The sequence below is a fragment of the Cognatilysobacter tabacisoli genome (assembly GCF_003586305.1).
Taxonomy (GTDB): domain Bacteria; phylum Pseudomonadota; class Gammaproteobacteria; order Xanthomonadales; family Xanthomonadaceae; genus Cognatilysobacter_A; species Cognatilysobacter_A tabacisoli.
On record NZ_QXJI01000001.1, the window covers coordinates 723,332 to 739,153 of the forward strand.

The 15,822-nt window shown below is 72.4% G+C and carries 12 protein-coding genes and 1 other RNA gene; all 13 read left to right on the forward strand.

Annotation, left to right across the window (positions count from 1 at the left end; all coding sequences use genetic code 11):
- Positions 1-10 precede the first annotated feature (10 nt).
- The 13 genes from alr (at position 11) to fabB (ending at position 15,796) form a co-directional block, all read left to right on the forward strand.
- Positions 11-1,183, forward strand: a complete 1,173-nt coding sequence (gene alr, locus D3A60_RS07890) for an alanine racemase (RefSeq protein ID WP_157981430.1) — start codon at positions 11-13, stop codon at positions 1,181-1,183.
- Positions 1,184-1,192: 9 nt separating this feature from the next.
- Positions 1,193-2,770, forward strand: coding sequence for a cryptochrome/photolyase family protein (locus D3A60_RS07895; RefSeq protein ID WP_119718153.1), 1,578 nt, complete (start codon positions 1,193-1,195; stop codon positions 2,768-2,770).
- Between the two features lie 60 nt (positions 2,771-2,830).
- The gene (locus D3A60_RS07900; protein ID WP_119718154.1) at positions 2,831-3,571 is read left to right on the forward strand and encodes an SDR family NAD(P)-dependent oxidoreductase; all 741 of its coding nucleotides are present in this window, start codon (positions 2,831-2,833) and stop codon (positions 3,569-3,571) included.
- The gene (locus D3A60_RS07905; protein WP_119718155.1) at positions 3,571-4,998 is read left to right on the forward strand and encodes a cryptochrome/photolyase family protein; all 1,428 of its coding nucleotides are present in this window, start codon (positions 3,571-3,573) and stop codon (positions 4,996-4,998) included. The genes D3A60_RS07900 and D3A60_RS07905 overlap by 1 nt, the downstream gene beginning before the upstream one ends.
- 142 nt (positions 4,999-5,140) lie before the next feature.
- Positions 5,141-6,568 carry a WS/DGAT/MGAT family O-acyltransferase gene (locus D3A60_RS07910; RefSeq protein WP_231120439.1) on the forward strand — a complete coding sequence of 476 codons (1,428 nt, stop codon included), beginning with the start codon at positions 5,141-5,143 and terminating at the stop codon, positions 6,566-6,568.
- A gap of 110 nt (positions 6,569-6,678) precedes the next feature.
- Entirely contained in the window at positions 6,679-7,377 is a 699-nt protein-coding gene (locus D3A60_RS07915) for a YiaD family glycine zipper/OmpA-like lipoprotein (RefSeq protein WP_119718157.1), read from the forward strand.
- A gap of 190 nt (positions 7,378-7,567) precedes the next feature.
- Positions 7,568-8,566: a ligase-associated DNA damage response exonuclease gene (locus tag D3A60_RS07920; protein ID WP_119718158.1), complete on the forward strand. Its 999-nt coding sequence runs from the start codon at positions 7,568-7,570 to the stop codon at positions 8,564-8,566.
- Positions 8,566-10,155: an ATP-dependent DNA ligase gene (locus tag D3A60_RS07925; RefSeq protein ID WP_119718159.1), complete on the forward strand. Its 1,590-nt coding sequence runs from the start codon at positions 8,566-8,568 to the stop codon at positions 10,153-10,155. The genes D3A60_RS07920 and D3A60_RS07925 overlap by 1 nt, the downstream gene beginning before the upstream one ends.
- 59 nt (positions 10,156-10,214) lie before the next feature.
- A complete protein-coding gene (locus tag D3A60_RS07930) occupies positions 10,215-12,638 on the forward strand; it encodes a ligase-associated DNA damage response DEXH box helicase (RefSeq protein WP_119719032.1) in 2,424 nt (807 codons plus the stop codon).
- On the forward strand, positions 12,628-13,275 hold the full coding sequence (pdeM, locus tag D3A60_RS07935; protein ID WP_119719033.1) for a ligase-associated DNA damage response endonuclease PdeM: 648 nt from the start codon (positions 12,628-12,630) through the stop codon (positions 13,273-13,275). The genes D3A60_RS07930 and pdeM overlap by 11 nt, the downstream gene beginning before the upstream one ends.
- Positions 13,276-13,387: 112 nt before the next feature.
- Positions 13,388-13,741, forward strand: a transfer-messenger RNA (tmRNA) gene (gene ssrA / locus D3A60_RS07940).
- Between the two features lie 313 nt (positions 13,742-14,054).
- Complete coding sequence (gene fabA / locus D3A60_RS07945; protein ID WP_119718160.1) at positions 14,055-14,585, forward strand: 3-hydroxyacyl-[acyl-carrier-protein] dehydratase FabA; 531 nt, start codon at positions 14,055-14,057, stop codon at positions 14,583-14,585.
- The gene (gene fabB / locus D3A60_RS07950) at positions 14,585-15,796 is read left to right on the forward strand and encodes a beta-ketoacyl-ACP synthase I (RefSeq protein WP_119718161.1); all 1,212 of its coding nucleotides are present in this window, start codon (positions 14,585-14,587) and stop codon (positions 15,794-15,796) included. Before fabA ends, fabB begins: the two co-directional genes overlap by 1 nt.
- Positions 15,797-15,822 lie beyond the last annotated feature (26 nt).

The following is a 15,822-nucleotide window of genomic DNA, read 5'->3' on the forward strand; positions in this document are numbered from 1 at the left end:
GTTGGACCCCGTGCACGAGCCGCCCGGCCAGCCCCCGACCGCCAGCGAACGGCCGACCCGCATCGCGGTCGACCTGGACCGCATCGCGCACAACCTCCACGCGATCCGCGCGCACGTCGGCGTGCCGGTCATGGGCATCGTCAAGGCCAACGCCTACGGGCACGGGCTGGTGCCGGTGGCCCGCCACCTGCAGGCCCAGGGCGTCGAGCAGCTCGGCGTCGCGTTCGTCGAGGAGGGCATCGCGCTGCGCCGCGCGGGCATCACCACGCCGGTGCTGGTGATGGGCGGCATCTTCGGCCGCCAGGTCGCGCAGTTCATCGCCCACGACCTCGAGATCACCGTCTCGTCGCTCGACAAGCTGCGCCAGGTCGAGGGCGCGGCCGAGTCGCTGGGGCGCAAGGCGGTGGTGCACCTGAAGGTCGACACCGGCATGGAACGAATCGGCGTCCACAGCTACTCGGCGCGGGCCTTCATCGAGGCCGCGGTGGCGTCGCGCTGGTGCGTGCTGAAGGGCATCTACTCGCACCTGGCGTGCGCGGACGACCCGGACTCGCCGATGACCGACCAGCAGGTCGCACGCTTCGCCGACGCCTGCGCCCACATCGAGCGGATCGGCGCGCCGATGCCGCTGCGCCACCTCGCCAACTCCGGCGGCGTGCTGCATTTCCCCGCGACGTGGCTCGACATGGTCCGCCCCGGCATCGCGCTGTACGGCGTGCTGCCGGACCCGGCGTCGCGGGCGACGGTGGACGTGCGACCGGCGCTGTCGCTGTCGTCGCGCGTCGTCTACTTCAAGGTCGTCAAGGCCGGCAACCCGGTCAGCTATGGCGCGACCTGGGCGCCGAGCGCCGACACGCGCGTGGTCACGGTGCCGATCGGCTACGGCGACGGCTTCCCGCGATCGCTGTCGTCGCGCGGCGAGGTGCTGGTCCGCGGCCGTCGCTATCCGATCGTCGGCCGGATCTGCATGGACCAGTTCATGGTCGACATCGGCCACGACAGCGCGTGGAACGAGGACGAGGTCGTGCTGATCGGAGAACAGGACGGGCAGGTCATCGGTGCCGAGGACGTCGCCCGGCGCGCCGGCACGATCCCGTACGAAATCCTGGTGGGCCTCAACGACCGGATCCCGCGCGAGTACCGGGGCGGCACCGCGCCCACCGCCGACGCGGCCGCCGGCTGAGCGGCCCGGATGGAGGCGACCGTCCGCCACCTCGTCCTCGTGCTCGGCGACCAGCTCGACCCGGACAGCACCGCCTTCGAAGGCTTCGACCCGGCGCGCGACGCGGTGTGGATGGCGGAGGTCGCGCACGAATCGAACCAGGTGTGGAGCACGAAGGCGCGGATCGCGGTGTTCCTCGCGGCGATGCGCCACTTCCGCGACGCGCTGCGGGCGCGCGGCTTCCGCGTCGAGTACCGCGCGCTCGACGAGCACGACCACCCGACGCTGGAGGCCGCGCTGGCGGCGGACCTCGACGCGCTGCGCCCGCAGCGGGTGATCGCGGTCCGTCCCGGCGAATGGCGGCTCGCGCAGTCGCTGCCCGACGTCGCGCGCGCGGCGGGCGCGAACTGGAGCGAACGGCCCGACACCCACTTCTACTGCGACATCGACGACTTCGCCGACTGGGCGCGCGGCCGGCGCGAGCTGCGGATGGAGCACTTCTACCGGTGGATCCGTCGGCGCGAGGACGTGCTGATGGACGGCGACCAGCCGGTCGGCGGGCGCTGGAACTTCGATGCCGAGAACCGCAAGGCGTTCGGCAAGGCCGGGCCGGGCGACGTGCCGCCGCCCGCGCGCTTCGGCCACGACGCGGTGACCCGAGAGGTGGTCGCGCTGGTCGAGCGGCGGTTCGCCGCGCACCCGGGTTCGCTCGACGACTTCGACTGGCCGCTGACCCCGGTGCAGGCACGCGAGGCGCTGGACGACTTCGTCGCGCACCGGCTGGCGAAGTTCGGCGACCACCAGGACGCGATGTGGGCGGGCGAGCCGTGGCTGTACCACGCGCGCCTGTCGGCGGCGATGAACCTCAAGCTGCTGTCGCCGCGCGACGTCGTGCGCGCCGCCGTCGCCGCCCACGCGCGCGGCGAGGCGCCGCTGGCGGCGGTCGAGGGCTTCGTGCGCCAGGTGATCGGCTGGCGCGAGTACGTGCGCGGCGTGTACTGGCTGCGCATGCCGGGGTTCCTCGACGACAACGCGCTCGGCGCGGACCAGCCGCTGCCGGGCCTGTTCTGGACCGGCCAAACCCACATGGCCTGCCTGCGCGACGCGGTCGGGCAGACGCTGTCGCTCGGCTACGCCCACCACATCCAGCGGCTGATGGTCACCGGACTGTTCGCGCTGCTGGTCGGTGTGCGCCCGCGCGAGATCCACGCGTGGTACCTGGCGGTCTACGTCGATGCGGTCGAGTGGGTCGAGCTGCCGAACGTGCTCGGCATGAGCCAGTACGCCGACGGCGGGCGGATGGTCTCCAAGCCGTACGCCGCCAGCGGCCAGTACATCAAGCGCATGTCCAACTACTGCGCCGGCTGCCGCTACCGGCCGGAGGAGGCCGTCGGCGACGACGCGTGCCCGTTCACCACGCTGTACTGGGATTTCCTCGACCGCCACGCCGCGCGCTTTCGCGACCACCCGCGCGCCGGCATGCAGTGGCGCAACCTCGACCGCGTTCCGGCCGAGCGGCTGCACGCGATCCGGGAGCGGGCCGCGACGATCCGCGCGCTGCTCGCAAAGACGTCGGTCGACGCCCCGACTGCATCCGCGGCGGACTGACGTGCGAATCTCGCAGGCCGACTGCATCCCATCCTGTAGCCCGTCCCGAGGAGTCCCGCCATGCCGACCTGCCTGATCACCGGAGCCAGCGGCGGTGTCGCGTCAGCGCTCGCCGCACGTTTGCGCGCGCAGGGCTGGCGATTGGCGCTGGTCGGGCGCGATGCGGCTCGGATCGACGGCACGGTCAAGGACGTGGTCATCGGCTCGGACGTGTCGAGCGAGGCGGGCGCCGCGCAGGCGCTGGCCGCCGCCACCGAGGCCTTCGGCGCGCCGCCCGATGCGGTGGTGAACTGCGCCGGCGCGATCCTGATCGCGCCGATCGGGCGCACCAGCGAGGCCCAGTACCGCGACTGCCTCGCCGCCAACCTCGACAGCGCCTTCTTCGTCGCCAAGGCCTACACCGCGCAGCTGCAGCCGCTCAAGCGCGCCGGGTCGCTGCTGTTCTTCAGCTCGGTCGCGGCCGGCATCGGTGTGGCCAACCACGCGGCGATCGCGATCGCCAAGGGCGGCATCGAAGCGCTGACGCGGTCGCTGGCCGCCGACTTCGCCGGCATCGGCCTGCGCGTCAACACGATCGCGCCCGGGCTGATGGAGACGCCGGCCACCGCCAAGCTGGTCGCCGCCGAAGCCAGCCGCAAGGCCATCGCCGCGCAGTACCCGCTCGGGCGCCACGGCAGCGCCGATGATGCCGCCGCGCTCGCCGCGTTCCTCGTCTCCGACGATGCCGGCTGGATCAGCGGGCAGGTCGTCGGACTGGACGGCGGCTTCCTCGCGGTGCGGCCGTACGTGCGGGGCAGCTGATGGGGTTCGCGCTGGTCTGGTTCCGCGACGACCTGCGGCTGGACGACAACCCGGCGCTGCGCGCGGCGCTCGACGGCGGCTACGTGCCGATCCCGGTGCACATCCACGCGCCGGACGAGGAGGGCGCGTGGACGCCCGGCGCGGCCTCCGATGCGTGGCGGCACGGGTCGCTGGCCGCGCTGGACGCGTCGCTGCGCGAACGCGGTTCGCGCCTGCGGTTGTTCGCGGGCCCGGCACTGGCGACGCTGCAGTCGCTGGTCGCGGTGACCGGCGCCGAAGCGGTGTTCTGGAATCGCCGCTACGAGCCGGCGATCGAGGCGCGCGACACGAAGATCAAGCGCACGCTGCGCGGGCAGGGCGTGCGCGCGGAGAGCTTCAACGGCGCGCTGCTGTTTGAGCCGTGGGACCTGCAGACCAAGCAGGGCGACCCGTACCGGGTGTTCACCCCGTTCTGGAAATCGGCGCTGTCGCAGTGGCGCGACGTGCCGCTGTGGGACGCGCCCGCGCACCTGCCGGCGCCGGACGACGACGCGACGGTGCCGGACGGCGTCGCGCTCGATGCGCTGTCGCTGCGGCCGGCGCTCGGCTGGGATGCCGGGTTCTGGGACCGGTTCACGCCCGGCGAGGCCGGCGCGCGCGCCGCGCTCGCGCGCTTCGTCGCCGAGGGCCTGGCGCACTACCACCGCGGCCGCGACGTGCCGTCGCAGCGCCACACGTCCCGGCTGTCGCCGCACCTGCACTTCGGCGAAATCTCGCCGCGCCGCGCCGCGCTGGCCGCCCGCGACGCCGACGTGCCGGCCGCCGAACGCGAACACTTCGTCCGCGAGCTCGGCTGGCGCGAGTTCTCGTACCACCTGCTGCACCATTTCCCGCACACGCCCGAGCGCAACCTCAACCCGCGCTTCGAGGACTTCCCGTGGGCGCCGCCGCGCGCCGAGGCGCTGGCGGCGTGGCAGCGCGGGCGCACCGGTGTGCCCATCGTCGATGCCGGCATGCGTGAGCTCTGGCACACCGGCTGGATGCACAACCGGGTGCGGATGATCGTCGCCAGCTACCTGACCAAGCACATGCGCATGCACTGGGAGCACGGCGCGCGCTGGTTCTGGGACACCCTGGTCGACGCCGACCTGGCCAACAACACGCAGGGCTGGCAGTGGACCGCCGGCACCGGCGCCGACGCCGCGCCGTACTTCCGCGTGTTCAACCCGGTGTCGCAGGCGGAGAAGTTCGACGCGGACGGCGCCTACATCGCGCGCTGGGTGCCGGAGCTCGCGCCGCTGCCGGTGCCGGCCCGGTTCGCGCCGTGGGAGCACCCGGACCTGCTGCGCCGCCATGCGCCCGACTACCCGGGCAAGCCGCTGGTCGATCTCGCCGCCGGGCGCGAGGGGGCGCTGGCCGCGTACTCGAAGGTGTCGGGCCCGCACTGAGACGCGCGCCGGAGCGGCGCCGGCGCGTTGACGCTGTGCACCCGCGATGCTTCACTCGGGCCTCAGCCTGGGAGGGCGCATGGCCACTGCAAAACCCCGCGGCAACGCGCGTCGTGCGCCCCGCGCGCCGCGGCGCGAGCCGATGTCCAAGGTCGACACCGCGTGGCTGCGGATGGAGCGGCCGACCAATCCGATGATGATCACCGGCGTGCTGATGTTCGCCGAGCCGATGTCGATCGACCGCCTGCGCCGCGTCATCAAGGACCGCTTCCTCGCGTACCGGCGGTTCCGGCAGAAGGCGGTCGACACGGCAGCCGGGGCGTCGTGGCAGACCGATGAGCATTTCGACCTCGACTGGCACGTGCAGGAGGCCGCGCTGCCCGGTCGCGGCGGCAAGCGCGCGCTGGAGCGGCACGTCAGCCAGCTCGCGTCGACGCCGCTGAACCACAGCCGCCCGCTGTGGCAGTTCCAGCTGGTCGAGCGATACGGCAGCGGTTCGGCGTTGATCGCGCGCATCCACCACAGCTACGCCGACGGCATGGCGCTGGTGCAGGTGCTGCTGTCGCTGACCGACACGGAACGCAATCCCGCCCGCGACGCCGACCTGGCCAAGACTTGGCTCAAGCACGAGCATGCCCACGTTGCCCGGCGGGTGGGCGCGGTCGACCGCTACATGAAGCTCGGCAGCAAGGTCGTCGAGAAGGGCATGGAGATGTACCGCGACCCGAGCCTGGCGGGCGTGCTGGCGAAGGAAGGCGGCGAGATCGCCCGCGAGCTGCTGCACGCGCTCGCCCTGCCCGACGACCCGCCGTCGCTGCTGCGCGGCAAGCTCGGCGTCAGCAAGCGGGTGGCCTGGGCCGAGCCGCTCGACCTCGAGGAGGTCAAGGCGGTTGGACGCGCGTGCGACTGCACGGTCAACGACATCCTGATGGCGACGGCCGCCGGCGCGCTGCGCGACTACATGATCGAACGCGGCGATGCGGTCGACGGACTGACCCTGCGCGCGACGGTGCCGGTCAACCTGCGGCCGCTCGAGCACGCCCGGCAGCTCGGCAACCATTTCGGGCTGGTGTTCCTCGAGCTGCCGATCGGCGAGGACAACCCGATCCGCCGCGTCGAGCGCGTGGCCGAATGCATGCAGCAGCTGAAGGGCTCGCGCCAGGCGATCGTCGCGTTCGGCCTGCTCGCCGCGCTCGGCATGGCGCCGTCGCCGGTGCAGGGTCTGGCGCTGGAGCTGTTCAGCCGCAAGGCCAGCGCCGTGGCCACCAACGTGCCTGGCCCGCAGCAGCCGCTGTTCATGGCCGGCTGCGAAGTGCGCGAAATGATGTTCTGGGTGCCGCAGACCGGGTCGATCGGGCTGGGCATCTCGATCCTCAGCTACAACGGGCGCGTGCACTTCGGCCTGATCGCCGACGCCAAGCTGATTCCGGATCCGGACGCGGTGATCCGCCGCTTCGGCAGCGAGTTCGACAAACTGCTGTACCTGGCGCTGATGGGTAACTGGGACCACCGGCTCGACGCACGCGGGGCCGCCGCGCTGGTTCCGGCCGCGATGCCTGCCGGAAGCTGAATAGGCCGGCGACCCCGTCACCCGGCCGCGACGGACGCGTGCTTAGCTTGGCGCCACCGCATTCAGCCCGGCTCCAAAAAGCGGGTGGATCGCCCCCAACGAGGAACGCCATGAAGACCCAGATCAAGCTCGCACTCGCCGCCGCCGTCACCTCCGCCATGCTCGTCGGCTGCGCGACCACCGGTGGCTACGGCCAGCAGTACCCGTCCAACCAGGACCCGAACCAGCAGGGCATGAGCAAGACCAGCCGCGGCGCCCTGATCGGCGCGGCCGTCGGCGCAGTGGCCGGCCTGCTCAGCGGCGATGACGCCACCGAGCGCCGCCAGCGCGCGCTGGTCGGCGCCGGCGTCGGCGGCCTTGCCGGCGGCGCGATCGGCAACTACCAGGACCGCCAGGAGCGTGCGCTGCGCGAAAGCATGGCCGGCACCGGCGTCGAGGTCGTGCGGCAGGGCGACAACATCACCCTGAACATGCCGAGCAACATCACCTTCGGCTTCGACAGCGCGCAGCTGCAGCCGCAGTTCTACCCGGTGCTCGACAACGTCGCGCGCACCCTCAACGAGTACAACCAGACGATCGTCGAGGTGGCCGGCCACACCGACAGCGTCGGCACGGATGCCTACAACCAGCGCCTGTCCGAGCAGCGCGCCAACGCGGTCAGCAGCTACCTCGGCTCGAAGGGTCTGATGCGCGACCGCTTCATCGTGGTCGGAGCCGGCGAGAGCCGTCCAGTCGCGAGCAATGAAACCGAATCGGGCCGCGCGCAGAACCGCCGCGTCGAGATCACGCTGGTCCCGATCCGTTCGTAACGGCGGCTGGATCGTCGCGGCGCAGCCGCGACGGTCCGAGGCGCTGCACTACGACGCAATAGACCGAAGGCGAGGCGGGCAACCGCCTCGCCTTCTTCGTTGGCGCGTTCGTCGGAGCGGCCGTGCTGCGTCCGTCACGCGCGCTGTCGCGTAATGCAAGCATGCCCGATGCAAGCCCGCGACCCTGCCGATGCCCGCGCGTTCCGACCTGATCGTGTTGCGCCGCGAGGGTCTCTACTGCCCCGCGGGTGACTTCCACATCGATCCCTGGCTGCCGGTGCCGCGCGCCGTGATCACCCACGGCCACGCCGATCATGCCCGAACCGGAATGGGCGAATACCACGCCAGCGCCGCGTCTCTGCCGATCCTGCGCTGGCGCCTCGGCGACCAGACCGTAAGCGCCCACGAGTACGGGCAGCCGTTCGAACTCGGTGGCGCGCGTGTGTCGCTGCATTCGGCCGGTCACGTGCTCGGCTCGGCGCAAGTGCGCATCGAAGCCGACGGCCAGGTCTGGGTCGCGTCCGGCGACTACAAGCGGCAGCACGACCCGACCTGTGACCCGTTCGAGGTGGTGCCGTGCGACACGTTTATCACCGAAGCCACGTTCGCGCTGCCGGTCTACCGCTGGCCGGACATGCGCGACGTGGTGGGCGAGGTCGCCGTGTGGCGTGAGGAGTGCGCGGCGCGTGGCGACGCGGCGGTGATCTTCTGCTACGCGCTCGGCAAGGCGCAGCGGCTGCTGGCCGAACTGGCGCCCGTGCTCGACGCGCCGGTGCTGCTGCACGGCGCGATCGCGACCGGCGTCGAGGTGTACCGGCAGGCGGGCATCGCGCTGCCGCCGACCGAAACGCTGGCCGAGGCCGGCAAGGCCGCCGACCACGCGGGCCGGCTCGTGCTGGCTCCGCCGTCCGCCGCGGGCAGCGCGTGGATGCGCCGCTTCCGGCGCGCGCAGACCGGGTTCGCGTCCGGGTGGATGCGGGTGCGCGGCAACCGCCGCCGACGTAACGTCGACCGCGGCTTCATCGTCTCCGACCACGCGGACTGGCCGGCGCTGCTGGCGACCGTACGCGATACCGGCGCCTCGCGGGTCATCGCCACGCATGGCAACACCGACGCGATCCTGCGCGCGCTCAACGAGCAGGGCGTCGCTGCGGAGGCGTTCCGCACCGACTACGGCGGCGAGGACTGATGCGCCGTTTTGCCGCCCTGTTCGAGGCGCTCGACCGGAGCACCGCGACGCTGGACAAGCGCGCGGCCCTCGTCGCCTATTTCCGCGACGCGCCGCCGGAGGACGCGGTGTGGGGCCTGTGGCTGCTGTCCGGCGGCAAGCTGGCGCGCATCGCGAACAGCACCGAGCTGCGCGACTGGATCGTCGAGGCCAGCGGCCTGCCGCTGTGGCTGGTCGAGGACAACTACGCGCACGTTGGCGACCTGGCCGAGACGCTCGCGCTGCTGCTCGAGGATCCGGCGACGGCGCCGGTCGACCGGCCGCTGCACGAGTGGGTGGCGCGGCTCCGCGCCGTGGCCGGGGAGGCCGCCGACGTGCGGCGCGACGTGGTCGTCGACGCGTGGCGGACGCTGCCGTACGCGCAGCGGCTGGTGTTCAACAAGCTGATGACCGGCGCGCTGCGCGTCGGCGTGTCGACGCGGGTCGTGCAGCAGGCGCTGGCCGAGTTCTCGGGCCTCGACATCGCACGGATCGCGCAGCGCATGTTCGGCCGCTGGGAGCCGTCGCCGGAATTCCTGCGCGACCTGCTGCATCCCGACGAGCTGCCGTCCGACCGCCAGCAGCCGTACCCGTTTTTCCTGGCGTCGCCGATCGATGGCGAACCGGCCGCGCTCGGTGCGATCGACGACTGGCTGCTCGAGTGGAAGTGGGACGGCATCCGCCTGCAGCTGATCCGCCGCGCCGGCGAAACCGCGCTGTGGTCGCGGGGCGAGGAGCGCCTCGACGGGCGCTTCCCGGAAATCGAACGCGCCGCGCTGCGACTGGCGCGCGACGCGGTCATCGACGGCGAGCTGATGGCGTGGCGCGCAGGCGAAGCGCAGCCGCTGCCGTTCACCGCGCTGCAGACGCGGATCCAGCGGCGCAAGCCCGGGCCGAAGTCGCTGGCCGACGCGCCGGCGAGGGTGCTGGCGTATGACCTGCTCGAGCTGGACGGCGTCGACCTGCGCGAGCGCCCGCTGGACGCGCGGCGCACGGCGCTGGCCGAACTCGTGGACGCGCTGGACGATCCGGCCATCGCGCTGTCGCCGACGGTCCGCGCCGACGACTGGGCGCACGCGGCGCAGCTGCGTGAGGCTTCGCGCGAGCGGGGCGTCGAAGGGCTGATGCTCAAGCGTCGCGCGTCGCCGTACCAGATGGGCCGCAAGCGCGGCGACTGGTGGAAGTGGAAGGTCGACCCGCTGACGATCGACGCCGTGCTGGTCTACGCGCAGTCCGGCCACGGCCGCCGCAGCACGCTGTACACCGACTACACGTTCGCGCTGTGGGACGGCGACGCGCTGGTGCCGGTCGCCAAGGCGTACTCGGGCCTCGACGACAAGGAGATCGCCACGCTCGACCGCTGGATCCGCGCCCACACGCGCGAGCGCTTCGGCCCGGTGCGCTCGGTCGATGCGGTGCAGGTGTTCGAACTCGGATTCGAAGGCGTCAACCGTTCGCCCCGGCACAAGTCCGGGATCGCAGTGCGCTTCCCGCGGATCCTGCGCTGGCGGCACGACAAGCCCGCCGCCGAGGCCGACCGGCTCGAGACCCTGCGGGCGCTGGCGTCGTGAAGGCCGACGCGCCGCCCGTGCGGGCGAGCCGCCGCGGCGTCACCGCGGCCAACGCCACGATGCGGGCGTGGTTCGCCGATCGCGGCTGGAAGCCGCTGGGGTTCCAGCGCGAGGTCTGGCGACGCTACCTCGCCGGCGAATCGGGACTGCTGCACACGCCGACGGGCAGCGGCAAGACGCTCGCGGCGATCGGCGGTCCGCTGATCGAGGCGCTGGCGGCGCCCGGCAAGCCCGGCGTCACGCGTGTGCTGTGGGTCACGCCGCTGCGCGCGCTCGCCAACGACACCGCGCGTGCGCTGCAGGAACCGCTCGACGGGCTCGGGCTCGGCTGGCGCGTCGGCCTGCGCACCGGCGACGCGAGCGCGCGCGACAAGCGGCTGGCGCGCGCCGGCAGGCTCGACGTGTTGGTGATCACCCCCGAGTCGCTCGCGCTGCTGCTGTCGTACCCGGACACCGGCGCGCACCTGGCGTCGCTGCGGTGCGTGGTGGTCGACGAGTGGCACGAACTGATCGGCAGCAAGCGCGGCGTGCTGCTGCAGCTGTGCCTGGCGCGGCTGCGCGCGCTGGCGCCGGCGCTGCGTACGTGGGGGCTGTCGGCGACGATCGGCAACCTCGACCAGGCGCGCGACGTGCTGCTGCCGCACGCGCCCGATTCGGCCGTCGTCTCCGGCGTCGCGCCGCGCGCGTTGACGCTCGAGAGCCTGCTGCCCGACCAGGGTGAGCGGTTCCCGTGGGCGGGCCACCTCGGCCTGTCGCAGCTGCCGCGCGTGGTCGAGCGGGTCATGACCGCCGGCACCAGCCTGCTGTTCACCAACACCCGCGCGCAGGCCGAGCTGTGGCACCGCGCGCTCACCGCGGTGTGGCCCGACGACCCCGCGACTCTGGCGCTGCACCACGGCTCGCTCGATCCGAAGCTGCGGGCCGGCGTGGAGCAGGGCCTTCGCGACGGCACGCTGCGCGCGGTCGTCGCGACGTCGAGCCTCGACCTCGGCGTGGACTTCCCGGCGGTCGACCAGGTGTTCCAGCTCGGCAGCCCGAAGGGCATGGCGCGGCTGCTGCAGCGCGCCGGCCGCGCGCGCCACCGGCCCGGCGAGGCCGGCCACGTGCTGTGCGTGCCGTCGAACACGCTGGAGCTGGTCGAGTACGCCGCCGCGCGCGCGGCCATCGCCAGCGGGCGGATCGAGGCGCGCGAGCCGCCGACGCTGAGCCTCGACGTGCTTGCGCAGCACTGCGTGACGCTGGCGCTCGGCGGCGGCTTCACCGCCGACGCGCTGTTCGACGAGGTCCGCGGCACGCACGCCTTCGCTGCGCTGGAGCGCTCGGAATGGCGGGCGGTGCTCGACTTCATCGTGCAGGGCGGTCGCGCGCTCGAGCACTATCCGGAGTATCGGCGCGTGGTCGTCGACGACCACGGCGTGTACCGGGTCGAGGACCGGCGCATCGCGCTGCGCCACCGGCTCTCGGTCGGCACGATCACCAGCGACGGCGCGATCTCGGTACGCTTCCTGCGCGGTGGCTCGCTCGGCTCGGTCGAGGAGGGCTTCATCGCGCGGCTGCGGCCCCGCGACCGCTTCCAGTTCGCCGGGCGCACGCTGGAGCTGGCGCGGGTCGACCAGATGACCGCGTATGTGCGGCTGGCGAAGGCCGGCGACGGGCAGGTGCCGCGCTGGGTCGGCGGACGCCTGCCGCTGTCGTCGGCGCTCGCGCACGAGGTCGAGCGCCTGCTCGACGAACGCCCCGACGTGCCGGAGCTGCGCGCGGTCGCGCCGCTGCTCGATCTGCAGCAGCGGGCCTCCGCGCTGCCCGGTCCGGGCCGGCTGCTGTGCGAGGTCGTCCGCGCGCGCGACGGCCAGCACGTGTTCGTTTACCCGTTTGCCGGCCGCCAACTGCACGAAGGGCTCGCGGCACTGTTCGCATTGCGCTGGGGTCGCAGCCACCGCACCACGTTCGGCTTCGCCGCGAACGACTACGGCCTGGTGCTGTCGCCGGCCGCGCCGGGCGAACTCGATGAGGCGACCGTGCGCGACTGGCTGCGCGAGGACGGACTGCTCGACGACCTGCGCGAGGGCTTCAACCTCGCCGAGCTCGCGCGCCGCCAGTTCCGCGACATCGCCCGGATCGCCGGCCTGCTGCCGCCGTCGCTGCCGGGCCGCAGCCCGCGCTCGATGCGCCAGCTGCAGGCGTCGAGCGGGCTGATCTTCGACGTGCTGCAGCGGTACGACCCCGACCACGTGCTGCTGGCCTTGGCCGAGCGCGAGGTGCAGGCGCACCACCTCGACGCCGAGCGCATGCGCGCGGCGCTGCGCGACGGCGCGGCGCGCGGGCTGGTGCTGGTCCGGCCGAAATCGCTGACGCCGCTGTCGTTCCCGCTGTGGGCCGAGGGCATGCGCGGCCAGCTCAGCACCGAGGACTGGCAGGCACGTGTCCAGCGCGCGGCGGCGCAGCTCGAGCAGCGGCACGGCGGAGGCGCGCGTGGCCGCTGAACTCCACCTCGCGCTCGCCGGCGAGCCGGTGGTGCTGCACGCCGATCGCGCCCTGTACTGGCCGCGCGGCGGCTCGCTGATGATCGCCGACCTGCACCTGGGCAAGGGCGATGCGTTCCGCCGCGCCGGCGTCGCCGTGCCCAGCGGCGGCACCCGCGACGACCTCGCCCGGCTCGACCGGCTGGTGCGTCATTTCGAACCGCGTTCGCTGTGGATACTCGGCGACGTGCTGCACGGCGCTGTGCACGACGTCGGCTGGCGCGCCACGTGGGCCGCGTGGCGCGACGCGCATACCGCGCTCGACGTGGCCGCGGTGATCGGCAACCACGACCGCGCGCTCGCCGACGCGCGTCTGGGCATCGCGATGCTCGGTCGCGGCATCGACGCCGGCCCGTTCGCCCTGCGCCACGAGCCCGCAGCCTCGCCGCTGCACGTGGTCTGCGGGCACCTGCACCCGTGGGTGCGCCTGCCCGGATTGGGCATGCGGCGCTGGCCGGCGTTCTGGCTCGGCGAGGGCACGACGGTCCTGCCGGCGTTCTCGGCGTTCACCGGCGGCGCGCCGATTCCGGCCGGCGAGGGCACGCGCGTGGTCGTGTGCGCCGATGGGGCGATCGCGGAGGTCGGCGCAAGGGCGTGAAGGCGCGCCGCGCCGATCGCCGGACGTGAACGCACGCCGCAGGCGGGCCCGCGCGCCCTTGTGAACCCCGGTCGCGACCCTATACTGGCTGCGTCAGCGAACAGCTGTCCCCGGGGGTGCACTGGCTTCGACGGGGGTCGCGAAATCGCCTGGCGCATGCCGAGGGGGTAGCTTTCCTCGTAAATCCAGCTGCAAAACTCTAGTTGCCAACGACGACAACTACGCTCTCGCCGCTTAAGGCGTAAGCCCCGAAACAGCTTGTGTCCGTGCTCGCTGCGTAGGGTCATCATCACGGAATCGCCGGGAGTGGTTGCCTGTCAGCGCCCGGTTAACCCAAAACAGGCTGGTCCCTGGATGCGCTTTGCGCGCCGTGCTGTCCGGGGGCGAGATCCAACGGAGCGCTAAGCATGTAGTGCCGGGGATGGAGTGCCTTCGGACGGGGGTTCAATTCCCCCCACCTCCACCATCTTCAACAGAACTGGCCGGGTCCCGCTGCAACGGGGTCCGGCCTTTTTTGTGCGTGCGATCGCCGGTTGACGGCATGCGTGGACAGGTGCGCTCGCGCGCATTGAGTGGTGCGAACGAGCGAGTCGTGAACTGGCGACTCCGCTGCTGCGCGGCCACTGCGCGGGTTCCCGACGCGGCTTGGCATGCCGGGCTGAACCGTTGTCCATTGGTCGCAAACCTACGCCCGCGTACAGACAAATGGGCGCGGCAGGCCTCAAAGTAGAAGGCCTTGCGGGACGCTCCCGCCGCACGTGCAATCAATGAACTCCCCCATGTCGCTTCCGTCTTCGTCGCTCCCGTCCTCCTTCACGCGCGAGCAGCTGCTCGCGGTCGCCCGCGGTGAGGTGTTCGGCCCCGGCAACGCGCGCCTGCCGGCCCCGCCGATGCTGATGTTCGATCGCATCACCCACATCGCCACCGACGGCGGGAAGTACGGCAAGGGCGAGATCCGCGCCGAACTCGACATCACCCCGGACCTGTGGTTCTTCGCCTGCCATTTCGAGGGCGACCCGGTGATGCCCGGCTGCCTCGGGCTGGACGCGATGTGGCAGCTGACCGGCTTCTACCTGCCGTGGCTGGGCGAGGGCGGTCGCGGCCGCGCGCTCGGCGTCGGCGAGGTCAAGTTCACCGGGCAGGTGCTGCCGCACGCGAAGGTGGTCAGCTACCAGATCGACATCCGCCGGGTGATGCGCGGGAAGCTTGCGCTGGTGATCGCCGACGGCACGACCTCGGTCGACGGCCGCGAGATCTACACGGCCAAGGACCTGCGCGTCGGCCTGTTCACTTCGACCGAGGGCTTCTGATGCGCCGCGTCGTCGTCACCGGCCTGGGCATCGTGTCGTGCCTCGGCAATGACGCGGACAGCGTGTCCGCGTCGCTGCGCGAACAGCGCGCCGGCATCACCTTCCGACCCGAACAGGCCGAGCGCGGGCTGCGCAGCCACGTCGCCGGCGTACCGGTGATCGACCTGGACGCCGCGATCGACCGCAAGCAGAAGCGCTTCATGGGCGATGCGGCCGCGTACGCGGCGGTGTCGATGCGCGACGCAATCGCCGATGCGGGCCTGAGCGTCGAGCAGGTCAGCCACCCGCGCACCGGCGTGATCGCCGGTTCGGGCGGCGGCTCGCCGCAGTGGCAGATCGAAACCGCCGACCTGCTGCGCGAGCGCGGCGTGCGCAAGGTCGGCCCGTACATGGTGCCCCGGACGATGTGTTCGACCGTGTCGGCGGCGCTGGCGACGGCGTACGCGATCAAGGGCGTCAGCTATTCGCTGTCGGCCGCGTGCGCGACGTCGGCACACTGCATTGGCGCGGCGGCGGACCTGATCCGCCACGGCGCGCAGGACATCGTGTTCGCCGGCGGCGGCGAGGAAGTCCACTGGGGCATGACCTGCCAGTTCGATGCGATGGGCGCGCTGTCGACCCACTTCAACGACACGCCGGCAGTGGCGTCGCGTCCGTACGACGCCGACCGCGACGGCTTCGTCATCGCCGGCGGCGGCGGCATGCTGGTGCTCGAGGACTACGAGCACGCGCGCGCCCGTGGCGCGACGATCCATGCCGAACTGCTCGGCTATGGCGTGACCTCCGACGGCGCCGACATGGTCGCGCCGAGCGGCGAGGGCGCGGTGCGCTGCATGCGCATGGCGATGGAGGGCGTCGACCGCCGCATCGGCTACCTCAACACGCACGGCACGTCGACGCCGCTCGGCGACGTGACCGAGCTGGAAGCGGTGCGCGCGGTGTTCGGCACCGACGTCCCGCCGCTGTCGTCGACGAAGGCGCTGTCGGGCCACTCGCTCGGCGCGGCCAGCGTGCACGAGGCGATCTACTGCCTGCTGATGATGCGCGGCGGGTTCCTGGCCGGCTCGGCGAACATCACGACGCTGGACGAGCGGGCCGAAGGTTTCCCGATCCTGCGCGAGACCCTCGACGCTCAGGTCGACGCGGTGATGTCGAACAGCTTCGGCTTCGGCGGCACCAACGCCGCGCTGGTGTTCGGCCGCCCCGCCTAACCGCGCAGGGCGCCTCCCGGCGTTCG

Excerpts from the sequence above, each read along its gene's own strand:
- D3A60_RS07895 (WP_119718153.1), top strand. The coding sequence starts at position 1,193 with ATGGAGGCGACCGTCCGCCACCTCGTCCTCGTGCTCGGCGACCAGCTC.
- D3A60_RS07900 (WP_119718154.1), top strand. The coding sequence starts at position 2,831 with ATGCCGACCTGCCTGATCACCGGAGCCAGCGGCGGTGTCGCGTCAGCG.
- D3A60_RS07905 (WP_119718155.1), top strand. The coding sequence starts at position 3,571 with ATGGGGTTCGCGCTGGTCTGGTTCCGCGACGACCTGCGGCTGGACGAC.
- D3A60_RS07910 (WP_231120439.1), top strand. The coding sequence starts at position 5,141 with ATGTCCAAGGTCGACACCGCGTGGCTGCGGATGGAGCGGCCGACCAAT.
- D3A60_RS07915 (WP_119718157.1), top strand. The coding sequence starts at position 6,679 with ATGAAGACCCAGATCAAGCTCGCACTCGCCGCCGCCGTCACCTCCGCC.
- D3A60_RS07920 (WP_119718158.1), top strand. The coding sequence starts at position 7,568 with ATGCCCGCGCGTTCCGACCTGATCGTGTTGCGCCGCGAGGGTCTCTAC.
- D3A60_RS07925 (WP_119718159.1), top strand. The coding sequence starts at position 8,566 with ATGCGCCGTTTTGCCGCCCTGTTCGAGGCGCTCGACCGGAGCACCGCG.
- D3A60_RS07930 (WP_119719032.1), top strand. The coding sequence starts at position 10,215 with ATGCGGGCGTGGTTCGCCGATCGCGGCTGGAAGCCGCTGGGGTTCCAG.
- fabA (WP_119718160.1), top strand. The coding sequence starts at position 14,055 with ATGTCGCTTCCGTCTTCGTCGCTCCCGTCCTCCTTCACGCGCGAGCAG.
- fabB (WP_119718161.1), top strand. The coding sequence starts at position 14,585 with ATGCGCCGCGTCGTCGTCACCGGCCTGGGCATCGTGTCGTGCCTCGGC.